This is a genomic window from Mycoplasma phocimorsus (assembly GCF_030077875.1).
In the GTDB taxonomy this organism is placed as follows: Bacteria; Bacillota_I; Bacilli_A; order Mycoplasmatales; family Metamycoplasmataceae; genus Mycoplasma_H; species Mycoplasma_H phocimorsus.
This window is the reverse complement of sequence record NZ_JASEJT010000008.1, coordinates 1-26,716: the sequence shown is the minus strand read 5'-3', so window position 1 is coordinate 26,716 and position 26,716 is coordinate 1. Positions and strand designations below refer to the sequence as shown.

The following is a 26,716-nucleotide window of genomic DNA, read 5'->3' as shown; positions in this document are numbered from 1 at the left end:
TTAATGTGTTGTTATATACAACGTGTTGAAAGAGTAATAGCAGCATAGTTACTCTTAAACTGCTTGCGAGTTAATCTCATTTCACAAGCTAATTAAATTAATTTTCTTGCGAGAAATTGATTTGAGAATCACTATGTGATTCTTTTTTTATTATATTAAGATTGATGCATTAAAATATTAAGATTGATGCATTAAAATAAAATTTGTTATTTATTAATTAATTTAAAAAATATAAAAAAATATTTTGTTTTTAAATTTTTTATTTATAATAATAATCATAGTGGTTATAGCAAAGAGGTCCACCTGATTCCATTCCGAACTCAGTAGTTAAGCTCTTTTACGCCGACGATACCAGAGATGGGAAAATAGGGAGCCGCTTTTTTTATATTTTTTTAATTAAAGATAATAAAAGTAAAAGAAGGCTTTCGCCCCCCCTTAATTAGTTTTTTAAATATGATTTTAACTAATGAAAAATTATTATAGTAATTAATTAGATTATTTTTTAATTTTGGTTTATCAAAAACTGAAGAAACTAACAATTATTTGACCAAATTTAGATAATGCACTAAAAAGTGAATTTCAAGTTTTATCTTCATTTTTAATTATTATAGGTTCTTCTTTGGGTTTGTTAGGATCTATTTTATGAATATTTAATGTAACCTTATTATTATTAAATAAATGTTTATTTGGACCAATATATTCTATTTCAATACGATTCAAACCATAATAAATGCTTTTGTTAGATAACATTTTCCAATTTTCTTCTAATTTTATGTCATTTGTATGTTTAATATCTTCTGCAACTGTTATATTTTTTTCTTTATAACTATTTTTGTTAGCTTTTTTAACATCTAAAAAGATAAAATTATTTCCTGTATATGTTCCTGTTCCATTAATTTTAACTTTTGTATAACCAACTGAAGCTTTAGAATGTTTAAATATGTTTTCATCTATTTCAGTTGTATATTGAAGAGTATAATCTTTATTTAATTCTAATTTTTTATCTTTGTACATAACAGTAATTAATTCTTCATCAACTTTTTCATTATATTGATGATAATATTTACCTTTTAAAATTACTTTCGCATATTTTAAATCATTAGACTCTTCTTGATTTTGAACTTTTTCAGTAACAACAAATGCTTTAATTCTAGCTACTGCTCCATCAAGGTGTTTCTGAGAGCTAACTCATTTTCCATTTTCTTCTATATATGAAAAATCGCTTTGTGAATTTGACTCTTTAGAAAACCTAATTGCACTATAACCTTTTGGGTTTAATATTTGTGCAACAATACTAAAATTTTCATTTGGCTCTAAATAAATAGGGTTATCTAAAATAATTGTTCTTAATCCGCCATGAATAAAATGTTGTCTTTGAGTATGAACTAATTGACCTAATTCTAGTGAATTTGGTGTAACATTATTATTATTTTTATAAATTTTAATTTCTACTTCATTATCATCACCGAAAATTCCAACATTAACCGCTTTAAGTTTTTCTTTTAAAGTTGGCAAGCTATTCTTAGCTCAAAAACTGACAGCGGCTTTTTGATGTGCAGTTTCTTGATTTTCATACATATCTTTATAACCGCCATCATAATAATAATTGCTTGTATACTCATCGCCCTTAACAACATTAAGGGTAAATAAATCTTGAATTAATGCTTCATAAGATAAATAAAAATATCCACCTTCTCCAAATTTATCTCCTCAGCTATTTTTTACAATTCAAGCGCCATTAGTCTTAGTTTTATGTCCAAATTTATTTGCTTCTATATTATCATTTCATCCTACAATAGTAGCGGCATGAGGAAATTTTACATTTGCTGATAATTCGTTAGGATTATAATAAAGTTTTTTATAAATATTTGAAATATCAAAAGAAATAGAAACAGCTCCATAAGCTTTAATAGCCGTTTTAACATTTTGTTTTCAATTTTCTTTTAAATGATTAAGAGAAATATAATCTGTAACTTTATAGTCATTTAAATCTAATGCAGTTTGTCAATTTTCACTTTCACGTTTAAGTTTATTTCATTGTAATGAAGCAATTCCAGCAAAAATGGTTCTAGATCCTTCATTTAACCAATTGTTATTTGTATAATTATCAAAATCTGAATTATGCAAAATATCTTCATTTGTCAAGCGATTTAATGTTTTGTATGCTAAATTTTTTTCAGATAAATCTAAATTTAAAGGATCGATTGCTAATTTATTTTTAAGAATATTGCTTTCAATAACAGCTGTGGTTGAATATGCCCAACAAATTCCATCTTTTCCTTGATGTTTTACTTTTGTTAAATAATTATTAAGCGTCATTGTTCTAGGATCATAAACTGATTCATGAAACACATATTTATTTGAATGATAATGCATAGATGCTCCAGATAATGAAACTAATCCTAAAAAGGCATAAATTGCCGCTATTCTTTTCTTCATATTTTCTCCAAAATAAAATATTAATAAAATATGTTATATATAAATTAAATTATAAATTTAAATATTTTTTTACTTTTATTTTTTTAAATGTAAGCAGGCAAATATATATACAAAAAATTTATTTTTTCTATATATATTAAAAGTTTTAATAAAACATTTTATTTTTTATGCAATTCTAATTTAGCAAATAAAATTGTACTGAATACATTTTAGGTTTTGCATAGATAAATATTTTAAAACGAAATAAATATCAAGTAAGTCAACAATTAAATTGAATTTATTTTTTAATATATTAAAAAAAATATTTAAATTTTTTTAATTTATGTTTATAATAATTTTATTAGTGATTATAGCAAAGAGGTCCACCTGATTCCATTCCGAACTCAGTAGTTAAGCTCTTTTACGCCGACGATACCAGAGATGGGAAAATAGGGAGTCGCTTTTTTTATTTTTTTATTTTATAATATGCAAAATAAAAAATGAGAATAAATTAGGACAAAAAGCACTCTTTATGAGGTTCTCTTAAAAGGAAAATTTAAGTGCGACATTTATATGCTTGATTTTTTGTTTTAAAGAAGGAAAATCTATGTTTAGAATTTTCCTTCTTTAATGTCTTTAGCAATTTTTTCATAATTGAAAAAATCAGCGTATTCATAATTAAAATGAACAGGAACGCCACTTTCAATGTCATCATATTCATATTTTAATTCGCCTTCTTTAAGAAGTGAAGAAGTGTATCCGTTGTTACTTGAAATAATTAAACCAGTGCCATCTGGTAAAATTACTGGCATAATTGAATACATTCCGCCACCAGTTTTTTTACCAATTACCTTAACATTTTTATTATTTTTAGCTACTTTAGCTAATAAGTTACCAGCAGAAAAAGTGTATTCGCTAACTAATAAATATCAGTTAATTCCTGGAAAACCGTCATTATTATCAAATTTAGCATCTTCGTTTGTATCTGTTTTGATACCTATTTTAATAATTCCTTGTGAAACATTATCAAAGCGTTCTACATATTGTTCTTCATTAGAGAAATAACCTGCTAATGTTTCCATTTCAGCAACGCTCCCACCGCTATTTTCTGAAATATTAATAACAACATTTTTAATATTTTTTTCACGAATTGTTTTCATATTATTTTGCATTATGTCATAAATAGTGTTATTTACATCAAGAGAAAATTTTGTAATATCTATAAATGCTACATCATCAATTATTTCTAAATTGCCATGTTCGTGATGTTTGCGATCGTGTTTTGTTTTACTATCTAATATTTGTTTTATAACTTGATTACCTTGTGATAATTTAGAACTAAACATAAATTTTTTACTATTATTTTCTGGTCCTGAAATACGATAATTATTATCATTAAAATATGATGCATGTTGAACTGTTGTATGTAAATCGTCAATATATTTATGAATAAATTCAATGTAAGCAGCTGTATATACAGCTGAATCATTTGAAAGAATCCGTTCTTTTAATCCTGTTTTCGTAAAAAATTCTTCAAATGTTTTAACTTTTTGTTCAGCTAAAAATTTTTTTCTATTTCCATATAAATTATCAAAAATAAATTTGAGATAGTTGTAAGTTCTTAAACGCTCACTTAAAGTTTGCAAACGTTTTGTTTGATTATGACGATCCAAAATAGTGTCTACATCTTCTATTTTATTTTTTTCTGTTAAAAGAAAATCAAGTAAATAAATTTCTTTTAAGTTGTAATATAAAGAAAGGTAATTTGGAGCTATAAACAATAAATTAAATAGCGAGAAAGGTATAAATAAATTTTCATCCATTTTATATATCTTTATATTAAATTGATTTAAATCAAAATATTTGTAATTTTTTGATGCATGGTGTTGCTTATATTCTAGTTTTATTTTCTTTCTTTTAACTGTAGGGCTGTTTGTAATATACCTTAAAAAATAAAAATGATCCATATCTTTAAATTGTATTTTGTTTTCACTTACAGAAAAAAGTATTGATGAGTTATAGCTAGTATGAGACAAAATAAAAATATCAGGGTTTATTTTGCTTCTTGTTATTTTTGCACCATCAAACAATTGTGGCAATCTTTGAAAAATGTTGGTAAGATTTATATATGGTTCTTTTGTAGATTTATGTTCGAAAATTTTGATAAATTTGTTTTCAAATATATAATTAGAAATTAATGAATTAATTTTAACTTCTTTATCATTAACTAATTCAGTAGGTACTTGGGCAGTTTCTTTTTTGGTGTTTTCAAGAGCATTTAAAGAACAGCTTGCTGAAATACTTGTTAAATATAATGGGGCGCTAGTTGCAACAATTAAAAAAATTTTTCTTAATTTCATATTTTTTCCTTTTCTTTTATATTTTCTTGTTTTGAGTGTTTAGTATATTTTGCAAGCTCTAAAAAATTATTTAAGCTTACTTAGTTAACGATTGTAATAAATTTCTTTAATTCCACTTTTCATCATTTTTTCTTTATATAAAACAAAAACGATAAAGATTATTTCTCTATCGTTTACAAATAAATATAATAAAATAAAAAACGATAAAGATTATTTCTCTATCGTTTTTACAAATAAATAATTTATATTAAATAAAAAATTAAACGATAGAAATAAAAATATGTAAAGAAATTACAATATTATTATTTCTGTTTAATTTTTTAAATAATTTAACACTCATAACCATAAGTATATAGAAAAAATAAGAAAAATAAAAAAAATAAGATTTTGAGGCTTTTTAAAATTGAAATAAAAAAATATATATTAAAAAATATTATATATAATATTAATCATAGTGGTTATAGCAAAGAGGTCCACCTGATTCCATTCCGAACTCAGTAGTTAAGCTCTTTTACGCCGACGATACCAGAGATGGGAAAATAGGGAGCCGCTTTTTTTATTTTTTTAAGAATAAAGTTAAACAAACTTAAATACTACAAATTAAATTTAACCAAACTCTATATAATTATATTAATATGAAACAATTTATTAATTTACATACAAACTCAGAATATACATTTTTAGAATCAACAATAAGAATTGAAGAACTTGTAGAATTGGCTGTTGAAAAAAAACAGAAATTTCTTGCTATTACTGAAAGAAATTCAATGTTTTCAATGGCTCTTTTTATTAAGCTTTGTATTAAAAATAATATTAATCCAATTATTGGAATTGATCTTGATGTTGAAGACTATAGATTTATACTTTTGCCTAAAAATAAAGAGGCATTTAAATACTTAAGCGAATTAAGTTTAAAAAAATCAAAAAATCAAAAAATTGAAATTAATGAAATTGATAAAGACTTTTTTTATATTTTAGATCATCCTTCTGATGGATTTAAGGCAAAAACGGGATTCCTTCCAAATTTAAAAAATTTAGATAATTATTTTTATAACTCATTAGATGAAAATGATTCTCATGCTATTGTGCTTTTTGAAAATATCACTTTAAAAGTTTCTGATCAAAAATTATTACAAAATATTAGAAAAATCAAAGGTATTAATGACAATAAAAATGCAAAAAACTTTGAATTTAAATGTGAATATCCTGATCAAATTATTGAAAGAACAAAAAAGATAGCTAAAAAATGCGTTTATGAAAAGGAAGATGTTTCTTTTGAACTTCCTAAGTTTGTAAATTCATTAAATATGAGTAGTAGCGAATACTTAAGATATATAACTTCTCAAGAACTTAAAAAGAAAAAAAATGAGTTTTCTAATTATTCGCAAGCTGTATCAAGACTTGAACATGAATTAAATGTCATTGAAAAGCTTAATTTTTCTGATTACTTTTTAATTATTCATGATTTAGTTAACTATTCAAAAAATAGACCAGATAAAATTGAAATAGGGCCAGGGCGGGGAAGTGCTGCTGGTTCAATTGTATCTTTTTTATGTGGCATTACTGAAATTAACCCACTCAAATATGGACTAATTTTTGAAAGATTTTTAAATGAACAAAGAGCAACAATGCCAGATATTGATATTGATATTCAAGATACAAAACGAAATGATGTTTTAAATTATTTATATAATAAATATGGCCATGATAAATTTTCTTTAATAACAACTTATCAAACTTTTGGACTTAAGTCTGCTCTTAGAGATATAGCTAGAAATGAAGATATTCCTGTTCCCGAAGTTAATGCAATTTTGGCTCAACTTCCGGCTGAAGTTAATGCAAATGAAATTAATAAATATACACAATTTAATATAGCAATTAAAAATAGTAAGTATGTTTTAAAATGAGAAATTGTGAAAGAAATTGCTGTACAATTAGCTGATCGACCTCGGCAAATTTCTACTCATGCTGCTGGTATTATTCTTAATGATAAACCTTTAATTGAAAAAACACCTTTATGGGTAAATCAAGATAATCAATATCCACAAACACAAATAAGTATGGATTATCTTGAAGAATATGGATTAATTAAAATTGATCTTTTAGGATTAAAAAATTTAACAATTATTGCTGAAATAGAAAAAACATTGCAAGCTATGGGAATAAAAGAAGAATTTAATCCTGATTGAAATTTGCAAAACACTTATGCTATGTTAAATAAAGGCTGAACACTTGGAATATTTCAACTTGAATCTGTTGGGATGACTAAATGCCTTAAAAAAGTTGGTGTAAATACTTTTTCAGATTTATATGACATTATTTCGCTATTTAGGCCTGGACCAATGGAAAATATTCCAAAATATATTAAATTCAAAAATAAACAAGATCAATTAAAAACATTAAATCCTATTTATGATTCAATTTTAAATGAAACTCATGGAGTAATCATTTATCAAGAACAAATAATGGAAATTTGTCAAAAGATTGCTGGAATGTCTCTGTCAGAAGCTGACATTTTAAGAAGAGCGATGAGTAAGAAAAAACATGAGCTTCTTGAAGAAGTTAGAGAAAAATTTATTTCAGGTGCAATTAAAAATGGATATGAATCAAGAATGGCTAATGATATTTTTGCACAAATTGGTCATTTTGCTGACTATGGATTTAATAAATCTCATGCCGTTTCTTATGCTTTTATAGCTTTAAAAATGGCCTATTATAAATCAAAATATCCTGCTTTATTTTATGGAAGTTTAATTAATTCATTTTTATCATCACAAGATAAAGTAAGATTGCAAATTAAAGAAGCAAAACAAAATAATCTTATTATTGAATTGCCATCAATTGAAAACACAACTACTTCAGTAATGTGAAAAAATAATAAACTTTTTCTTCCTTTAACCTTTGCAAAAGGGATAGGGGTTTCGGCAGTTAATAAGTTAAAACCTGTATTTTCTAATTCAAAATATATGTCAAGTGGTCCTTGATTTTTGGCAGGCTGTTTAAATGAGAATGTTGGCAATAGTAATATTCAAAAATTAATTGAATCAAATTCACTTAGAATATTTGGTAATGTACAAACATTATTAAATGCTTTTAATTCTGTTTCTGAATTAAAAAAATCATCAGAAATATTTCAAAAAGGTATTGATGAATTTCTTGACAATGATGAATATACAGCTAACCATATTATTTGAAAAAAAGTTGAAGAAGATGATGAAGCTTTTAGAAAGTTTCAAAAAAAATATTTTGGCGATGTAATTTCTGATGATTTAAGAATTAGAAACTTTAAATATCAAAATAAAACAGGCGTTGAACAAATGTCTTATGATGTTGCTTATAGAATGATAATTCAAATAATAAAAGTAAACAAAAGAAGAACTAAAACTGGTATTAGTCTTGAAAATATTGAATTTTTTGATGGTTACAAAGATGGCAAATTTTGGGTTTCTGAAAATACATTAATGAGCGGAAAATTTATTGTCGGCAAATACTATGAAGTTGAAATAATTAAAACAATAAATAATAATTATAAAGTAACAAAAATATTAAATAAATTAGGAGAATAATGGAAAAAAAAGTATTACTTATTGATGGTAATTTAATGATGTTTAAATCGTTTCACGCCACAAATAGACCCGGAGCAAATCAATGGATTTATAATGGAATTCATATCGGCGGCGTTCGCGTGTTTTTAAGCACATTAATTTCTATTATTGAATATATAAATCCTACTCATCTTTTAATTGCTTTTGATTCACATGCTAAAACTTTTAGACATAATGCCTATGATCAATATAAGGCGGGTAGAGGCGATGTTGATATTTCAATATTTCATCAATTTGATGATATTAAAGTTATATTAAAAGGATTAAATATTAAATGTTGTGAAATACCAGGATTTGAGGCGGATGATATTATTGCCTCAACTTATAAACTATTTGATGAAAATGATCGAATTTATATTTATAGTTCAGATAAAGATATGTATCAAATGTTAGAATACAAAAATGTTGAAATATTTTTTAAAAATCCAAAAAATAAAGAATATTTGCATTTAAATAGTAACAATTTTTATGATTATTTTGGTATTAATGGAGATCAAATTGTTGATTTCAAGGCTATTGCTGGCGATTCTTCTGATAATTTGCCTGGAATAAAAGGCATAGGGCCAACTACAGCTATTAAATTATTAAATAAATATGGTTCATTAGCTAATATTTATCTTCATATTAATGAATTAACTAAATCACAACAAGAAAAATTTTTAACAGATAAAGATAAAGCTAATCAATATAAGTATCTAGCACAACTAATCTATAATATAAACTTTAATTTTTTAGAAACAAATTTAAAGCTAAAAATTAAAAATTTTAAAGATCAGGAATATATAACTAAATACTGTCTTGAAAATATATTAAAAAAATATGCTAAACTTAATAACTAATTCACAAAATGTTTTATGAATTAGCCTAAATGAAACTATAACAGCTTGTTGTAGTATTTTTTATTTTAAATTGCTTTAAATTCTTTAATTATTATATCAATTAACAAACTTGCTGATTTTTTTCAAATTGTTTAAATGCCAGATTGCTTAGATCTTTAAATTTTAAAAATTTTGTTTTAAATATTGAAAATCAATATTCAATTTCACGATTATCTAGTAAATTGCTAACTTTTTAGAATGATACTTCTCCATTATTGCTTCTTATTTCATCAATATATATTTTGCTAATGTATTGAAACCTATGATCAGAATGAATAATAAATTTTTCGCCATTTGTTATTTTTAATAAGTCTTTAACATTATAAAAAACAAGATTTAAATCATTTTTAATTGATAGCTTCAGCTAACAATTTATTTAGTTTTATGATTTATAGTTGCAGATAGAAAAATGTGATTTTATTTTATATTCTTTGTCGATTTAATATAAGTAACATCAGTTGCATAAATGTTTCTGTTTAATAAATCATTATAATCTCTATTTATAATATTTAAAATTTTGACGGTTGTATTTTTTAATTTGCTTTGTTTTTTTCTTTGTTCTTATCTTATATTTAAAATCAAGACAAGTTAAAATATATTCTAAAGTGCAATAATTGATAAAAATATTATACTTTTGAACAATAAATGTACTTAAAAACCTTCTACTATAAAAAGTTTTATTTTTAAAAACGCTTCTTTTATAATATTATTTACTTATTTTTAAAATAATTTGTCATAATTTTTGCTGTTCTTTTTCTCAATTTGCTAATTGTCTGGCAAGTTACATAAAATAGTTTTGATGCGGTAAATTGGCTATTTTTTATTTTAGCCACTTTCTTCTTTTTTAAAGGTTTTTCCATTTCTTTTATTAACTTGGAATGCCACTTAACAACCTATCTTCTTTTTTTCATTTAGGCATTTCATAATTAATATGGATCAATAGTATCAATTTCTTTGTTAACTAGTTTTAGATTTTTTTGCTATTTAAAATAAAGTTATTTTTCATTAATAAAAATTTCATTTTAAAATTAAATTATAAAATAATTCGTTTTATTACAGCTATTACTAGCATAAAATTATAACAGTAAAACTTAGGCCTATAACTGTAAATTTTTTTAAATTTGCTTTCAATTATTTGTTGTTGACTTATAAAAAATCTTACAATATTCATTTTTTGTTAAATTTTTAAGCATTATTTCTTTTAAATAAAAAGTGATCATAAAATTGCGGATGTTATTTTTTTGTCTTAGACTTAAACACAAGTTTTTAAGCTAAAGTAAAAATAATGCCACATTTTTCAAATTTTGAACGTTATAATAAAAAAATTTTTTTGTTTTTTAAAAAATTAATAAAATGTAAAAAATAAATAATTTTACATTGAATGAAAAGTTTTTAAATAGCAAAAAAGCAAATTTAAATAAACTTTTAAGCTATTATAATAATATATTTAATTTTTTATTATAAATTTGTATTAATTAGTATTTAATTAAATATAAATAAATATAAAAATAAAAGGAGATCTCCATGAAGAAAAAACTACTATTATCAATTTTAGGTCTTTCACCAACTCTTTTTCTACCAGCTGCATTAGTTTCTCAAGCTAACATAGAAAAAGAACATTTAAAGGACTTGAAATTTGATCCTCGTGAAGAAAACAATCCGCACCATTGATATATAACATCTGTTAAAAATCAATATGAGGATGGTATTTGTTGAGCTTTTTCAACAATAGCTGTGGCAGAAGCGAATATATTAAAAAATAAATTATATCTTTCGCGAGATACGCTAGATTTATCAGAGTTAAATATAGCTTACAACACTTTAAACAGAAGCGAATATCAAGATAAGTTACATAATACAGATTTTGATACATATAAATATTATAATTGAAAATCAACAGGTTCAACTTCTACATTTGCTGGTGTTTCATTAATGCAATGAAACAAATTAAAAAAAGAAAGTAATGATTGACAAGAAAATAACAACTTAGAAAATTACGTTTTAAAAGATTTAATTATTATTGATCATAAAAAAGAAAATGTGAAAGAACAAGTTAAAAAAGCAATTTTAGATAAAGGTGCTGTTTCTTTATCATTTGATACTATTCCTTCACAAATGGCAGATACTTATTATAATCCTAGTTTATATACAACATCAGCCGATAAAGGCCATGTTGCTACAATTGTTGGATGAGATGATACTATTGAAGCAAGCAAATTTGGTTCAGGAACAAAACAAAATGGTGGCTGAATTGTTAAAAATAGCTGAGGAACAAATTGGGGCTTAAATGGTTATTTCTATGTTTCATATGATGCAAACATGAGAGACCTGTTTACTTTAGATTTTATTTCAAGATCAACATATACAAATAATTATTATTATGATGGATCATATCAAGATGTGTTGGGTCACAATTTTACAAAAGCAGCAGTTAGTTTTCAAGCTAAAGGAGCAAAATATAACACTAAAGAAAAACTAAAAGCAGTCAATGTTGGTATTGAAGGCGACAACGTTGAAATTGAAGTTAAAATATATCGCGGAAACAATGATGCTAATCCACGTAACTTAACTTTAGGGCAACTTATTACAACAAAAAATCAAAAATTTGATCATGGTGGTTTAAGGACAATAGAACTAGGTCAAGATATTGATCTTAGGCAAGGCGAATGATTTATTATTGTGGCAGAAATTAAAAATCCTTCAAATGGAGCAAAATTGCGTTTCGGTGATGAACTAAATTCACAAAATGATTTTAGTTATATTGAAGATAATGGTAAATGAATTAATAGTCAAAAGGCACACAATGGTGCTGTTGCAAGAATTAAGGCATTTACTGAGGAGTGATATATAACAAATAGTCAGCAATCAGAAAAAGATTTACAATATGCTGAAATTAAGCTAAAAGATTATAAATATAAGGCGGGAGAAAAAATTAATAACTCACTAGTTGAAGTTTATTATGAAAATAATTTTAGAAAAGAAAAATTAATTCTTAATAAAGACTATAAATTATCAGCTGAAGAAGTTTATGATGGGGACAAAGGTTTTTATCATATTGAATCAAATGTAGGTTATACAAAAATAATTATTGAAGGAATTGGCGATTATAAAGGCAAAAATTCAATATTTTTAACAATTAAACGTGGTGATTTACACAAATATAATCCAGAAAATATAATTTATGTAAATAATGATATTAAAAATGCTTCACAAATACAATTAAATCCTGGTTGAACAGCAGAAAACAAAACCTTAAATAGTGGCGAAACTCAAGTTACTTTAACTTACTCTGGTATTGAAGAAAAATACTTTACTAACAATATTCCTATAACCGTTAAAGTTATAAAAAGCCAAGAAAAAGAAAATAAACAAGATATAATAGAAGTTTCTAAAAAAACTATTTCTCCAGAAGTAGAATATTCTACTTCATTCAGCGGTTCATATAATAACAATAGCTGAAGTTGACCTAATTATTATAACAAACCACTAAAAACTCAAAAAACAATTAAACAGCAACAAACAAAAAATTATAAACCTATTCCTTCAAATAACAACAATTATTCAGAAATTAAAAATGCAGCAATTTGAACATCAATTACAGGTTTTATAACAATTTTAAGTGGGATAATTGCAAAATTCTTTATTTAATTTTAAAAATAATAATTAAATAAAAGCAATGCCGTTTAAATATAAAAAATATCACCATTAAACATGTTCTTACTCACGCCAAGATAGCTTGATGTAAAATAATGTATTGTTGATATTTTTGTTTATATTTAATATATAAAGTATAAACTTTTTTATTTCAAAATAGTATATATAAATAAAAACACGATTTTAATTAAACTAGGATAGCTTGCCTTTCCAGGTTTTAATAAAACTCAAATGCGGCAATTGAAAAGCCTGTATTTGAGTTTTTATTAAAATTACTACCATTTTAATGATTTTTGAATATTGCTATATAGTAATTTTACTTTTTCATATTCGTTTGGTCAAATAGTTTTTTCTATTATTTTTTCACCTATCATTTTTACTAGTGTTTGTTTTAAATTAAGCGTCATTATAAATTTATCATTAGTCATTTTTTTGTTATTCCTTTGTCTTTATATAATTTATTAATAATAAAGATAAAATACTTTAAAATAATTAATGTAATAAAGTTAAGTATAAAATAACCTTTAATGTGCTTATCTGTTCAGATGTAAACAGGTCTAATTTTTAGAGCATTTTTAGTGTTCTAAAGTTTTTTTCAATTTGTCATTGTTTATGATAAATTTCAATAATATCATTTGCTTTTAAGTCCATTCTAGAAGTTTCATAAACATAATATCCATCAAATTTTTCATCTTCTAAAATTTTGTTGTAATCTAAAGTAAATTCCATTTTCCAATTTTTTTATAAAATTTATACTTCTTAATTCCAATAATATTATTGGCAGTAACAATACCTTTTGAGTTTTATTTTTAGTAAAATTATTGATTAAATTTCTACAATCTTCTTTATCTTTTTTAGCCTGAGAAATGTTATATGCAATAATTCTTCTTCGAATATTTTTATTAACTCTTTTACTATTTTAGTAATAGTTATATTCATATTCTTTATATATTGCACGCTTAAATTAATTTGTTTATATGCGGTCTCATCAAGTGCAAATTTTTTAAATTCTTTTGAAGAGGTTTTTAAACGGTAAGAAATAATAAAATCTATATCATTTGCCTTTAAAAACTTTATATTTCTGTTAATTGGCATGCCTTTATCGGCAATTATTATTACTTTTTTAAGATCGTATGTCTTTCAATTTCAATAATAAATGGAATAAAAGTGTTATAATTAATAACTGTAGATTGGGACAGAAAAATGGCATTCTTTTATGGAGTATTTTTTTGTGTTATTTGTATGTTATAGGAGATCAAAATGCCTAGACAATTTAACTTCTCTATAACATATTTATGGTATAAACAACACTTATTAAAGAGATCTTTTTTGTTCTGTTTTACTGCTTTTATTTAATTGTTTTTTATGTATTTAAATTTTTACATATATTTTGTTTTGTTTATATTGAGCTTATAACTCATCATATTTAAACTAATAATTGTAAAAAATGAACTTCAAATATATGGTGTATATAAAGAGATATCACAAATTTTTTCATTAAATATATTTGATATTTTTGTTCCAATAATCAAATCATTTGATGCAATTATTGAATAAGAAATAGAATAACGAAATGATAGTTCTATTAATATTAGAAAAACTGATAAAAATTCATTTTTAAATTTTTTAAATATATATTTATTAAAAATTCAATTATTAGAGCGCATTTGCATTTTTAAATTATTAATAATATTTTTATCAATTGAATCAATTGACTGAATAATTTGTTTTGATATTGAAAGCGATTTGTGAAACGAAATTGTAAAAATTAATAGCAAAATAGAATTAATAAATAATGGATTTAATATAAAAAAGATAATTATGACAGGCAGTGATCTAAATAAAGTATTTAAAAATCTTAATGTTAGATATAAAGGTTTTTTATTAAGATGTAAGTTAGAAAATCTAATTCAAAACAGCGAAAAACATATTGAAAAAGTGGCACAAAGCAATGAAAAACTAATAGATTGTAGTAACGAATAATATATGTTATCTTCTAATTTATTTCTAATATTAAATACATTAAAATTAATAACAAACATCTGCTTTAACTTGTTTATTAAATTTTGCGAATAAATTAGTCTGAAATCCAGTTGATAAAGTGTATAAATTGAAAAAATGACTAATAAAACAAAAATTATTTTTACAATTAAAATTCTAAAATCATAAATTGTTTTATTTTGTTTATATATTTTTGTTTTATTCTCAAATAATAATTTTTTAAAAATAATATTAATTAATTCTAGCATTAGCAAAAATGCGCTAAGAATTAAGGCAGGTATTAAAAATTGATTAAATGTTGTTGTTGATTCTTGAGCGTACTTAATTAAAAGTGCAATACCGGGCAATCCTGTTAAAGCAATAATTGAGCCCCATCTTAAATTAGATTCAAAAGAATATAAAAACCGTTCAAAATATCTGTTTTTTATAATGGGATAAATTTTTATAAAAAATGATTTAATTTTAGAATTGCCTTGTAAATTGCTATTATTATATAATTTTAAATCAATTGTATTTAAAATTTCTAACAAATATTTATGAATTCAAATCCATGAAAAAAAGAACATGATAAAGCATAAAGCTAAGTATGAACTAAATATTGATGAAAATAAATAAATATAAAGAAGTTCTGGAATAGAATGAATTATTAAAATTAATATTTTAATTGGAGTTTTAATAAATTTATGTTCTAAAAATACTGAAGACATAAATGAAGTTAATATTGCTAAAATAAACCCTAAGAATGTTCCAATAAGTGTATACTTAATGCTTATTCAAAGAAATGAAATACTAATAACAAAAAGACTTGAAGTTTGTTTGATGTCAGTATATGTACTTAAATTGGTGGGATTAAAAAGTTTAATTATATTATTCTTAAATTGTTTGAATCCATCAATATTTATAGATCAATTTTGAATAAACAATAAAGTTAAAAAAATTATTCAGAAAAAATAAATTAAAATTCTTTTTGTTATCTTCTTTTTAAAAAAACTCGATAAATTATTCAAAATAATCTTCCATTTTTCTTTTTAATTCATTAATGATTTTTGTATTCACTTTTTCTATTATGTTAATTTTGTTATTTTCAAAAAATATAACTTTATCGAATTTATCACTTAATAAATGAATATTATGAATAACAATAAATATTGTTTTAAACTTTTTTATATTGAAAAGAATATCAATAATTGATGCTGCGGATTTTAAATCTAAGTTACTTGTAGGCTCATCTGCTAATATTATTTTATTATTATTTAATAAAATTCTGGCAATATTAACTCTTTGTTTTTGACCGCCGCTAAGTTCGTCAATTCTTGTTAATATTTTATCGCTAATATTTAACGATGTTAAAACATCAATAATCTTTTTTTGATTATTTTTTGAAACAATACCTAACATTCTGTTTAAAAATTTTTCATTTAAATTGGTTTCTCTATATAAGTTATTAAATACGTTTTCAAATTCTATCAAAGAATTTTCTTGTGTTAAAAACCCAATTATTTTTGATATTTTTTTTCTATTATTTTTTAAATTAATATCTAAACCACATATTTTAACTTGACCACTTATTGGTTTTATAAATCCGCATAGCGTTTTTAAAAATGTTGTTTTACCAATACCTGAATTTCCCACAATAGCAACCATTTCTCCTTGTTTAAAAGTATAATTAAATGGTAAAAATAATGATGTTTCGTTATATCCAAATTTTAAATTTATCATTTTAATTGTTTCCATTTTTTAATAATTCCTTTGGTGATTGATATGAACCAATGTTATTTTCAGAGTAATTATAATTATTTAATAATGCTTTAAAAGTATTCAAATTAATTTGATAAAACTTTGCGTAACCAGTAAAATTGCCATAAACATTTTCTTCAGTTTTTAATTCAGCGAAAACCTTTTTAATTAAATTTACCAGTTTGGGATTTAAACCTTTTCTTGCAATCATAACACTGTATGGTGCAGGATTGGTTACTGATAAAATTTCTAATTTATCACCTTTTTTAGGTGTGAATAATTTATTTTTACTTTTTGTTCAATTAAATACGCCATGATCAGTAAAGGCGATATGATATATTTTTTTTAAGCCAGTCTCTTCAGTTGATTTACCAATGAATTCACCAGGATTTTTAAGTAAAACTATTTCCTCATTAATGGAATCTAACTTATTTTCAATTTCATTAATATCAACATTAAAGTGTTTAGATAGTAAAGATCTTTGCAATTTATATGCTCCACTGCTTTTTTTACTTTTAAATATAATTCCGTGGTTAATAAACTTTTTTAAATCCTTGTTATTTCAAGCAGTTTTTATTGAATTCAATGTATCTTTATCGCCAGAAATAATTATTTGGCCTCTGTAAGTAGAGCTTGTTCCCATTTTATAAAAATCACTATAAATGCCATTTTTGTAACCATAATTATTGCCTCAATTTTCAAATGAATCGCTTAAATTTAATTTTTCATTATAACTGTTAGTTATATTAGAAAAAGATTTTTGTCCGTAAGTGGATTCATCATCGTATGCTCAGGAAAATGATTTTGTAGCAGTTTGCATGGCAATTTGAAAATCAATTTCATCTAAGTTTAAATTTTTAAAAACTCTATAAGGAACTATTGCAAAATCACAATTTTCTTTATTAGAAATAATATTTTGATAAATCACATCATTATTATTAGATTTAAATTCAAAATTAATTTTTCCTATATCTTTAAGCTCGGAATCAATTTTTATTAAATTATTTATTTTATTATTAAAATTAGTCACAAATTGCATTCCTTCTTTTTTAAATTCATCAGGTAATCATGAATTTCAAATTGTAATATTTTTTTCTTTTTGCGAACATGATATAGATGCTAAAGGGATTATAATCATTTTTAAAACCAATATTTTTTTAAACAAAAATACCTCCATTCAACAAGAGGTATTTTAAAACAGCAAAAAATATGACATAACTACGCATGAATTACCATGATCAGTTAAGGTATAATCTCAGCCATATAAGCACCCTTGTCAAATAAATTATATAATTTTATTTAAAGGAAATTAAAAATTGAAATTAAGGTAGGATAAAAAATCATTTTTATAAAGCGTCGTTTTGTCTTGCTTTAACATTTTGCAGTTTAGTTTATTAAATTTTTAATAATTATTTATTTTCTAAACTAATTTTTCTTATTTGTATTCTACTATTCGCTTGTAAATATCAATTATTTTAATAGGGCTATTTTGTAAAACTTCAATCTTTAGTTTAAAGTCCTAAAGAGAAATATCAAGCACAACACATGCGTGTTTGATATTTTTTATTTTGCCTTTTTGTTTGTTACAATAAAAAAATGCCTATAACAATAACAAAAACATTTCAAAACAAATCGAAGCTGCTATAAATCTAAATTTTAAATATGTTTGATAAATTAAGAAATGTTAAATTTGCTTATTTTTATCTAATAAAAATAGCTCTTGAAATAATTTTCAGTTGAAAATCTCTTGAGCCATATTATTAATTTTATTTACAACTTCTAATAGTTTGAATTTAGTGATTAAATTGAAGTTATATCCCTTTTTAAATTTTTTTTAATTAGCTCATTTTAATTTTCATTTGAATTTTGTTGAAACGATTCATATGGTTCTGTTCTATATATATTGTTATTCCTAATCATTTCGCCAGTATTTTTATTTGTTCAAATTCTATTCCGTTATCAATTGCTATTGATTTGACAACAAGATTATAATTTGTGGTAATTTCTTTTAATTTTGAGTCAATTTCATGTGGCAACTTTGAAGTAATGAAAGCGGCAACCCAACTCTTGTTTTTCTTTCGGTTAGTGTTAATACATTCCTGTAGCCAGAAGCTCTTTTTCCTAGCACTAAATCAGCCTCTCAGTGACCATATTCCTCTCTTAAATCTATTTTTTTAGGTCTTGTTCAAATAGGAAGTACGCAATCAGCACTTGTAATTAGCCTTTTTATAACAGACGCTTGGCGTTTTTCACCTTTTTTATAATAGCTTCTTAATCTATCTTTTTTTGTTAAAACTCAAGCATTTGTTTTAATTCAATTGAAAATTGTTCTTAAAGATGGCGTTTTTAGATTGTCAACTTTTTTAAGTTCATTGTAAGTTGTCTTAATTCCAAAATATTTTTTGTCATATTTATTTTTGAACAGTTTACTAAAGGCTTCAAATTCGAAATTGACTGAATAGCGAAACATGTGCTTATGAGAGTGCCGTTTCACGGCTTTCATATTTGCTTTCTCAAACTGATAACAACCAAAATAATTCGAGTTTCTTTTAATTTCTCTAGATATTGTAGATGGGCTTTTTCCAATTTGTCTAACAATTGCACGTATGTTCATATTATTTTTTAATGAATTTTGAATAAAATCTTTCTTCTTTTGTTCCCGTTTATCTATTAATTCCTAATAACATTTAAAAAACTTACAAATATGTTTTAATGTAAACAAAATATCATTTTGTAACTAAATAAAAATTTGGTTATTATTTTTGCAACTATTTTATGAAATATATATTTTTTAAACTAAAAATTTTATTTAAAAACACCATAGTAAATGACTATGGCGTAAATGTAGTTTTATATAAATTTTTATTCTTCCATTAGTAATTAGAAAAAAGATTTAGACTTCTTTAATAAGAACTTCTTTACTGCTTTCAGCTCCTTCTTTATTATTTCTAATTACATGATAAATACTAATTTTTTCATTAGCTCTAGTATGTTCGTGGTATTTTTGCTGACGTTTAAAGTGAACAATTCTCTTTTCTATTTCTTCAATGGTATGCTCACTTGCTATTACCTCTTTTGTAGAATTTAAAATTGCTTTATATTGGTACATACATACCTCCTTTATAATATAATTATATAATGTTATAATAATCAATGAGCAATTAAAATTAGCATGTGAAAAGGAGGAAAATGAAAGACAACAATTTCCTACATGAATATATTAATGTGCAAGCATATAAGCATGATGGAACTTTATATCGACAGTGAAATAATTTAAAAGTTATTTATGAAAATAGCAAATATATTATTCTGTTTCCTAAAAAAGCAAAAGTGTCTGAAATTAATAATAAAATTTGATCATTTAATAATTGTGGTTTTTGGTTCTTTCCTAAAAAAGAACTTTATAATTGTTTACTAACAATTCGACCTGATGGTAATTATTTTTATTTTAATATGGCTTCAAAATATATTTTTGAAGATAATACTATTAAATATATTGATTATGATTTAGATATTAAAATCTATCCTAAAGATACTCTTCGCATTGTAGATCGCGAAGAATTTACTAAAAACAAATTAAAATATAAATATCCAAATAAACTTGTAAAATCTCTTTATAAAGTTATTGAAAAAATTATTGGATATTATTATAATGATTTAGAAATGTTTGATTATCACAATCTAGAAAATTTAAAAACGATTCTCGAGCAAGATAAATTGTTACTGAAATTTCAAAATAAAAAAATAAAGGATAAACATGAAAAAAATAACCCCTGGATTCACTAATATATCTTATATATCAAATGATAATTTCGCACAAGAAAAAAAGAAAAATGGCTTTAATCATAATATTGATTATACAATTTTAAATATTTTTAAATTTGTACCAAAATTGATGAAAAATGATGAAAATTTTATTGAGTGAGAGTTTATTGAGGGTGAAAATCCCATAATGAATGATGAAAATATCATTAAAATAGCCGAACAACTTAAAGAAATTCATAATTCTAAATTAAAATTTCCTAAATTTAATATTAAGGGCAGAGTTAAAGAATATTTAAAAATATTATCTGCTAAAAATATTAATATTCCTAAATTAAATGAATATTATTTAAAAATAAATAAAATTTTAGCCAATATGAAAAAAGATACTCCATGTCATAATGATTTATGACCTGTAAATATGATAAAAAGAGGTGATGAAATTTTATTTGTAGATTGAGAGTATGCAACTATGAATGATAAACATTTCGATTTAGCATATTTTATTGAAACATCAAAATTAAGTGACGAACAAGAAACATTATTTTTAAATACATATGGTGACTATAATTATGAATATGTTCTTCAAAATAAAATTTTAGTTAATTACTTAGTTGTTTTATGAGTAAATAGTCAGCCAATTAAATATTTCGACGACACTATGTATATTCAAAACATGGATAAATATTCTAATGAAATATTACAAAGAAGAATTAATACAAAAAGAAAAAGAAACTAATATGGAAAAAACAGGAAAAATAAAAGCATCAAAAAACTTTTTAAAATCATGTGTTTTTTGATTTTTTGCTGTTCCGTTTTTACTAGTAGTTACATCAATTGCTCTTACTATACTTGCATCTATTAACATGAAAGAAACTATTAGTAGCATTGAAGAAATGATTCTTCCTATAATTAAAGAAAGATTATTACAATTGAAATTAGAGTTTAATGAAAATATTTTTTTCAAACAAAATAATTTATTAAGTATTTATACTTCATTATTTGGTGCAAACTCTTGATGATATTCAGTTATTGCTTATATGACTATTCCGTTTTTTTCATTTTATATATTTATAATTTTTTTATTTATGTCAGCAACAGAAAGCATGAAAAAAAGAATTATAAAAAAATTTATTGTATTTGAATCAATAATGATTTTAGCTCTTATAGGTTTAATTGTTTTAGTAATAATGTATAAATTAGAAATTGATGAAACTAAATTAATTAGTACTATTGAAAAAATTAAAATGAGTTCAATTAAAGATTGATATATTCCAACTGTTTAATTCAAGTTAGTGTTAATCACTAATTTTTTATTATTAAAATTATATTAAAAGCATTACTTATAAAATTAAATTCAAGTTGCTAAAACAATATATATACACTGTTTATAAACAAGAAAAAGCAATTATTTCAGATAAAAAACATGATTAAAAATAGGCAATTTAAAAATAAACTTTTAGGCATTATTAAACAAAGCAAAAAAATAGTAAAAAATTTTAAAACTTTTAAAATCAAAATTGAAAAACAGCGTCAGACTAATAAGCTTGAATTAAAATAAAATAAAAAAACTTAATATTTTGAACTGAAATTTTACAAATGCATAAACGATATAAACTAGAAATAGTAATATTAATTAAAGCTAATAATATTGAAATTACTAATAAACTAAACAAAATTAAAGAAGGTGTTAAAATGCTAAAATTTTTTTATAAAAAGCGCATTAAAAGATATAGGTATAAATAACTAAAGCTTGTATTATTTTAATTTTTAGTTAACTTGTTGTAATTTACATTAATAAATAAATTAAAATCAATAATAAAAAGTACCTACTGGCACTTTTGAATATTTTTGTTTATGTTTTTTGATAATTTATTTTTTTTGAATTCTACAATTCACTTATAAATATCATCAATTCTAATTTTATTGTTAATTCTTTCTGCAATGATTTTATGAAAGTCTTCATTGCTGCTTCCTCCGCCTTTAAGATATAAATTTTTTTCTTTTTGATCAATTTCAATCAAAATTGATGATATTACTTGAAATAAGTCTCTTTTTTCATTAGTATAGTACCCTTCACGATAAGAGTTAATTATTTTTTCTGTTTTTGTTTCATTAATATCATTATTAGAAATACCTTTTATTTCAATACTTAATTGATGTTCCAACTTGTCATCTTTATAAGTTAAAATAAAATCTGGATATTGTGTGGCAATGTCTTCTTGTTCATTATAATATTGAAAATAAACTCCATTTTTAACGGGATTGCGATATAAATTAGTTTCATAAAAAATATCTGTTTGTTTATTATTGACATTATTTTTTCAATAAGATAAAATTTCTTCAACGAAAATCTTTTCATTTTTTGAATCAAAATAATGTTCTGCTTTTTTGTTTTTTGTATTAACATTAACTTTTGTGTAAGCATAATGAAGATCTTTTTCATCAAATTGAATTCAATTTGAACTCCCTTGCACTACATTAATAACTTCAGTTGGCATTAAGTTTCCATATGACAATCTATATTCAGGAACATCTTTATTTCTTAATATTTCTTTTCTTATTTCATTAAATTTATTAATGATTTTAGTTAAATAATTTTGCCAAATAACAAATCAAAATAAATTTAAATTATAGTTAACATTGTATTTTTTTATGTATTCTTTAAAATATTCTTTAAGATTTTTTATTACTTGATCAGTAAATATTTTCTTTTTATTATCTAAGAATTTTTTAATATGTCTTTTTAATTCTATAATATTATTAATTTCAAATTCAATTTGTTTTTTAGAACTTCCGTCTGGATTATTATATTTTTTGTTTCCATAAATAGCTATAAATCCATTTTTATTGTATTCTTTCAAAAAATACCCAAAATCATCTTTAAACTTAATTTCTAGATTTTTTATATATTGAACAATTTTTTCAGAAACTTCTTTTTCGTCAATAATTCCTTTTCCATCATTAATTATTCCGCAATAAAATTTATCTTTTTCTAATTTATTATTTAGTTTATATCTTTCTTGCTTAATATCAGAATTTTTCATGTTGTCATAATTAGAATAAACTCAGTATTTAAGTGCTCATGAATCTTTTTTAAAATTAAAATATGGGTTAGGATTTCTTTTAATTCTTCCAAGAGTTTGAATGTTTAAACTATCTGATGAAATATCTCGTATTTGTACCAACATACATGCACGAGGTATATTTCATCCTGTTGCTGGACCCACTTTAAAAATGATGACATCAATATCACTATTATTTTTCGAAATTTCTTTTAAAGTGAATTTTCCTCTTAAATTAGAAGATACTTTTTCATCTGAAAAATATTTAACTCATGTCAAATTATACTTTTGCAAAATCTTAATATATTTATTAATGGCTTCATCATGTTCTTTAGCTTTTTTAGCTGACTTATCAGAAACTTGAATTAACATTGCTGGATTAATACTTTCAATTAATCCTTCATCTTGAATATAATGTTTTTTTATTTCTTTAAATTTTTCACAAGCTTTTTCAAGTATGTCAACATCAGAAATTTCATCTTTTTCTATGTCTTCTATTCCTTGATTATTGAGTCCTTCAGTTTTTAATAGTTGAATGTTGTCATTTTCTAAATCTTTTTCAGTAATAGTTATTTGTTTATATTCGCCTTTTGGTGTAGCAGTCATAAGAATTTGAAAGTTAGCAATATTAGAAAATGCTTTATGAGCTGTAACGTTATCATTTTTAGCTTCGACTTTAGCGGTTCCAATATGTGCTTCATCTCTAATATAAACAATATGATAATTTTCTTTTATTTCATGAATAAATGAATCAAGAACACCTTGTTCTTTAAAAATTGTTCCTTTACCGAAAGATGATGCACCAAAAATAAATACTTTATTATCTTTAGATTTAAAGTCATAAGTGGCATCTTTAGCTTTAACTTTAGATGCACTAGGAGATTGTTTATGTTCAAATTCTAGTTCAAGTTTATTTTCTAAATAATCTTTATATTTTTCAAAACTATAAAATAATTGTTTTGGTAATTCTGCTGTTGAAACAGTCATAACAACAAAAATAATTTTTTTATTAAACCCATTATGTTTATTATAGGTAGCCGCCTTATCAATAAAGTTGGCAATCATAAATGTTTTACCAGATCCGGTGGGTGCTTTAAATTCAACAATATTTTCTTCTTTATTTTGTTTGTGTTTATATGATTCTCTAAAGTAATCAATAAGTTCTTCAACTGCTCGTTTTTGTTGGTTAGATAATCTCATCATCTTTCTCCTCTTTAGGGATTTATTATAAATTTATTGCTATTTCCCTAATGCGTATAGTCTTTCTAAATTTAAAAGTAAGTCTTCATCATTAAAAGAATTTACTCCAAATTCTTTTAATGATTCTCTAAGAGTTTCTTTTAAACTTAATAATTGGTTTTCATCTTGTGATAAATCAATGCTTGAGTATTTAATATCAAAAACGCTTAAGTTTTGTTTATATGGTTCATTTTTTTCAGCTCATTTAAAGCTTTCATTGTTTGTGCCTATGCCTTTATTTATTCTATATAAACGTTCATAAGTAACGTTTAGCGCAATGTTATTTTCATTATTAGTTACAAGAGTAAAGCTACGATTTCCACCATCTTCTTTATTTAGCTCCATAACAGCGTGACCTGTTGTTCCGCTGCCAGCAAAAAAGTCAAGAATTTTAGCATTTTTATTAGTAGTTAAATTAATTAAATATTTTATTAATTCAGCTGGCTTAGGATGATCAAATACTTTATTAATAAAAATATTTTTTTTGCTCATCAGTACCTTTAGTTCCATGAATATCAAAAATAATATTTGTAAATTTATTTGTTCTCTTTATTGGGTTATTATTATTATCCACATATTGATATTGTTTAGAAAACACTTTTCCATTTTGAAAAACAATAAAATCATTTTCAATGCCTCATTGAAGTTTTTCCTTGCTTCATCTTCAACGTCAATCTTTTTCGGCGTGTTTTCCAGACTTACGCAATTCATAATTCTCTTCACTAGATCCGGCAAAATATTTTTTTCCTTCATATTCTATAACATAATCGAGACCTTGTGATCATGTAAGTGAAGCCATATCTAATTGTTTAGTTAAATATTTCCCTCTTGTAGTTACAAATTTATCTTCAAATTTATAATTTGAATTATTAAGTTCCATTTGAAGCTCATTTAAAACTAATTTGTCTTTGTTTTTCGTGTAAAACAAAATATATTCAGTTAATATTTTTAGATGTTTTGAGTCAGCTCCACTTCCTGAGTTTTTCTTTTGTCAAATTATATTCGCAACAAAATTCTCTTCACCAAAAATTTCATCCATTAAAACTTTTAAATAAGCTTGTTCGCTATCATCTATTGAAACAAAAATAACTCCATCTTCTTTAAGAAGTTTTCTTGCAAGTTGAAGTCTTTCGTTCATCATGTTAAGTCAACCGTTACGACTAAATTTATCGCGATAAATAAATTTTTTGGCATTGACTTTTTCTTTATCATCAGCTACACAATTTCCATCAGAAAAAGCTGATTCAGTATTATAAGGAGGATCGATATATATTACATCATAATTTGCAATTGCGTGCTCTTTGTATTTTTCTTTTTGCACTACTAATAAATTTTTAAGCGCATCATAATTTTCACCAATAATTAGTTGATTTTTTGCGCCATTTTCATTATTATTAAATGACAATTTTTTATTAAATTTTAATAATGCAATTTCTTTTTTATTCACTTCAGGGGCAGCATCAAAAGTGAATCCTATTTTAATACGATTCATTAAAAATTGAAATACATTTTGAAGCTGTAAAGGGTCTTTAAGATTATCTAAAATCATTTTAGATAATTCTTTTTGATCTTTATTTAAATCGCTAACTGCAATATCGTCTATTTTTTTCTTATAATCTTTTAAAAGATTAACGTGTTTTTCTTCTCATTTCATGTTTTTCCTCACTATATATTAACCTTTTTATTATATAGTAAAAGTATCCACATTAAATTCTTATATATAAAATAAAATGATTAAAACTAGTTATATTTCATATAAATATTAATTAAAATTAAATTTGAAAATGTCATAAAATTATTAAAAATATTATTTAAAAATAAACAAAAAAAGCTAGTCTTGCTACTAACTTTTCTAAAATGAAATATCAAGTCCTGAGTTTCCAAGTTAAAGCCATATATTTTTAGTAAGGATATATAAATATATCCTTTTTTTATTTTTTAAATATACATTGTATGCTATAATTTAAGTATGTCTAAATTTAATATATTAAACTGCA

At 23.4% G+C, this 26,716-nt stretch carries 20 protein-coding genes and 3 rRNA genes; 10 read left to right on the top strand and 13 right to left on the bottom strand.

Annotation, left to right across the window (positions count from 1 at the left end):
* Positions 1-276 precede the first annotated feature (276 nt).
* Positions 277-382, top strand: a 5S ribosomal RNA gene (gene rrf / locus QMA87_RS02575).
* 131 nt (positions 383-513) lie between these two features.
* On the opposite strand, the gene QMA87_RS02570 is transcribed toward rrf (QMA87_RS02575), so the two are convergent.
* Positions 514-2,439, bottom strand: a complete 1,926-nt coding sequence (locus tag QMA87_RS02570; protein ID WP_283833797.1) for a C1 family peptidase — start codon at positions 2,437-2,439, stop codon at positions 514-516.
* A 339-nt stretch (positions 2,440-2,778) separates the two neighbouring features.
* Between QMA87_RS02570 and rrf (QMA87_RS02565) the strand changes: the two genes are divergently transcribed.
* Positions 2,779-2,884 (top strand): 5S ribosomal RNA (gene rrf / locus QMA87_RS02565).
* A gap of 145 nt (positions 2,885-3,029) precedes the next feature.
* Here the strand turns inward: rrf (QMA87_RS02565) and QMA87_RS02560 are convergent.
* Positions 3,030-4,778, bottom strand: coding sequence for a S41 family peptidase (locus tag QMA87_RS02560; protein ID WP_283833796.1), 1,749 nt, complete (start codon positions 4,776-4,778; stop codon positions 3,030-3,032).
* Between the two features lie 450 nt (positions 4,779-5,228).
* Here QMA87_RS02560 and rrf (QMA87_RS02555) point away from each other — a divergent pair.
* The 4 genes from rrf (QMA87_RS02555) to QMA87_RS02540 all read left to right on the top strand — a co-directional run bounded on the left by rrf (QMA87_RS02555) (position 5,229) and on the right by QMA87_RS02540 (position 12,909).
* Positions 5,229-5,334: ribosomal RNA gene (rrf, locus tag QMA87_RS02555) — 5S ribosomal RNA — on the top strand.
* A gap of 79 nt (positions 5,335-5,413) precedes the next feature.
* A complete protein-coding gene (gene dnaE / locus QMA87_RS02550) occupies positions 5,414-8,344 on the top strand; it encodes a DNA polymerase III subunit alpha (RefSeq protein WP_283833795.1) in 2,931 nt (976 codons plus the stop codon).
* On the top strand, positions 8,344-9,222 hold the full coding sequence (locus QMA87_RS02545; protein ID WP_283823387.1) for a 5'-3' exonuclease: 879 nt from the start codon (positions 8,344-8,346) through the stop codon (positions 9,220-9,222). The genes dnaE and QMA87_RS02545 overlap by 1 nt, the downstream gene beginning before the upstream one ends.
* A 1,563-nt stretch (positions 9,223-10,785) precedes the next feature.
* Positions 10,786-12,909, top strand: coding sequence for a C1 family peptidase (locus QMA87_RS02540; protein ID WP_283833422.1), 2,124 nt, complete (start codon positions 10,786-10,788; stop codon positions 12,907-12,909).
* A gap of 281 nt (positions 12,910-13,190) precedes the next feature.
* Here the strand turns inward: QMA87_RS02540 and QMA87_RS02535 are convergent, their stop codons facing one another.
* The 8 genes from QMA87_RS02535 to QMA87_RS02500 all read right to left on the bottom strand — a co-directional run bounded on the left by QMA87_RS02535 (position 13,191) and on the right by QMA87_RS02500 (position 19,762).
* The gene (locus tag QMA87_RS02535) at positions 13,191-13,343 is read right to left on the bottom strand and encodes a hypothetical protein (protein ID WP_283833421.1); all 153 of its coding nucleotides are present in this window, start codon (positions 13,341-13,343) and stop codon (positions 13,191-13,193) included.
* A 136-nt stretch (positions 13,344-13,479) separates the two neighbouring features.
* Positions 13,480-13,644 (bottom strand): transposase, encoded by a 165-nt coding sequence (locus QMA87_RS02530; protein ID WP_283833420.1) that lies wholly within the window; start codon positions 13,642-13,644, stop codon positions 13,480-13,482.
* A 96-nt stretch (positions 13,645-13,740) separates the two neighbouring features.
* Positions 13,741-14,010: a hypothetical protein gene (locus QMA87_RS02525; RefSeq protein ID WP_347276994.1), complete on the bottom strand. Its 270-nt coding sequence runs from the start codon at positions 14,008-14,010 to the stop codon at positions 13,741-13,743.
* 284 nt (positions 14,011-14,294) lie between these two features.
* On the bottom strand, positions 14,295-15,923 hold the full coding sequence (locus tag QMA87_RS02520; protein WP_283833794.1) for a hypothetical protein: 1,629 nt from the start codon (positions 15,921-15,923) through the stop codon (positions 14,295-14,297).
* Entirely contained in the window at positions 15,916-16,650 is a 735-nt protein-coding gene (locus QMA87_RS02515) for an ATP-binding cassette domain-containing protein (RefSeq protein WP_283833793.1), read from the bottom strand. Before QMA87_RS02515 ends, QMA87_RS02520 begins: the two co-directional genes overlap by 8 nt.
* Positions 16,637-17,818, bottom strand: a complete 1,182-nt coding sequence (gene cypl / locus QMA87_RS02510; protein ID WP_283833792.1) for an ABC transporter thiamine pyrophosphate-binding lipoprotein p37/Cypl — start codon at positions 17,816-17,818, stop codon at positions 16,637-16,639. The genes QMA87_RS02515 and cypl overlap by 14 nt, the downstream gene beginning before the upstream one ends.
* A gap of 843 nt (positions 17,819-18,661) precedes the next feature.
* A complete protein-coding gene (locus QMA87_RS02505) occupies positions 18,662-19,279 on the bottom strand; it encodes an IS30 family transposase (protein WP_283833805.1) in 618 nt (205 codons plus the stop codon).
* Positions 19,280-19,546: 267 nt separating this feature from the next.
* Positions 19,547-19,762 (bottom strand): MAG6790 family protein, encoded by a 216-nt coding sequence (locus QMA87_RS02500; RefSeq protein ID WP_283827123.1) that lies wholly within the window; start codon positions 19,760-19,762, stop codon positions 19,547-19,549.
* A gap of 80 nt (positions 19,763-19,842) precedes the next feature.
* On the opposite strand from QMA87_RS02500, the gene QMA87_RS02495 reads away from it, so the two are divergent.
* The 4 genes from QMA87_RS02495 to QMA87_RS02480 all read left to right on the top strand — a co-directional run bounded on the left by QMA87_RS02495 (position 19,843) and on the right by QMA87_RS02480 (position 21,976).
* Complete coding sequence (locus QMA87_RS02495) at positions 19,843-20,439, top strand: DUF402 domain-containing protein (protein WP_283827122.1); 597 nt, start codon at positions 19,843-19,845, stop codon at positions 20,437-20,439.
* A complete protein-coding gene (locus QMA87_RS02490; protein ID WP_283827121.1) occupies positions 20,411-21,154 on the top strand; it encodes a phosphotransferase family protein in 744 nt (247 codons plus the stop codon). The genes QMA87_RS02495 and QMA87_RS02490 overlap by 29 nt, the downstream gene beginning before the upstream one ends.
* On the top strand, positions 21,108-21,701 hold the full coding sequence (locus QMA87_RS02485) for a hypothetical protein (RefSeq protein ID WP_283827120.1): 594 nt from the start codon (positions 21,108-21,110) through the stop codon (positions 21,699-21,701). The genes QMA87_RS02490 and QMA87_RS02485 overlap by 47 nt, the downstream gene beginning before the upstream one ends.
* Positions 21,702-21,841: 140 nt before the next feature.
* The gene (locus QMA87_RS02480; RefSeq protein WP_283833791.1) at positions 21,842-21,976 is read left to right on the top strand and encodes a hypothetical protein; all 135 of its coding nucleotides are present in this window, start codon (positions 21,842-21,844) and stop codon (positions 21,974-21,976) included.
* A gap of 268 nt (positions 21,977-22,244) precedes the next feature.
* On the opposite strand, the gene QMA87_RS02475 is transcribed toward QMA87_RS02480, so the two are convergent.
* The 3 genes from QMA87_RS02475 to QMA87_RS02470 are packed head-to-tail and all read right to left on the bottom strand — an operon-like array spanning position 22,245 to position 26,373.
* Entirely contained in the window at positions 22,245-24,680 is a 2,436-nt protein-coding gene (locus tag QMA87_RS02475; RefSeq protein WP_283833790.1) for a DEAD/DEAH box helicase family protein, read from the bottom strand.
* Between the two features lie 39 nt (positions 24,681-24,719).
* Complete coding sequence (locus tag QMA87_RS03220; RefSeq protein WP_347276993.1) at positions 24,720-25,211, bottom strand: DNA methyltransferase; 492 nt, start codon at positions 25,209-25,211, stop codon at positions 24,720-24,722.
* Positions 25,186-26,373 (bottom strand): DNA methyltransferase, encoded by a 1,188-nt coding sequence (locus QMA87_RS02470; RefSeq protein WP_347276992.1) that lies wholly within the window; start codon positions 26,371-26,373, stop codon positions 25,186-25,188. Before QMA87_RS02470 ends, QMA87_RS03220 begins: the two co-directional genes overlap by 26 nt.
* Positions 26,374-26,716: the final 343 nt, after the last annotated feature.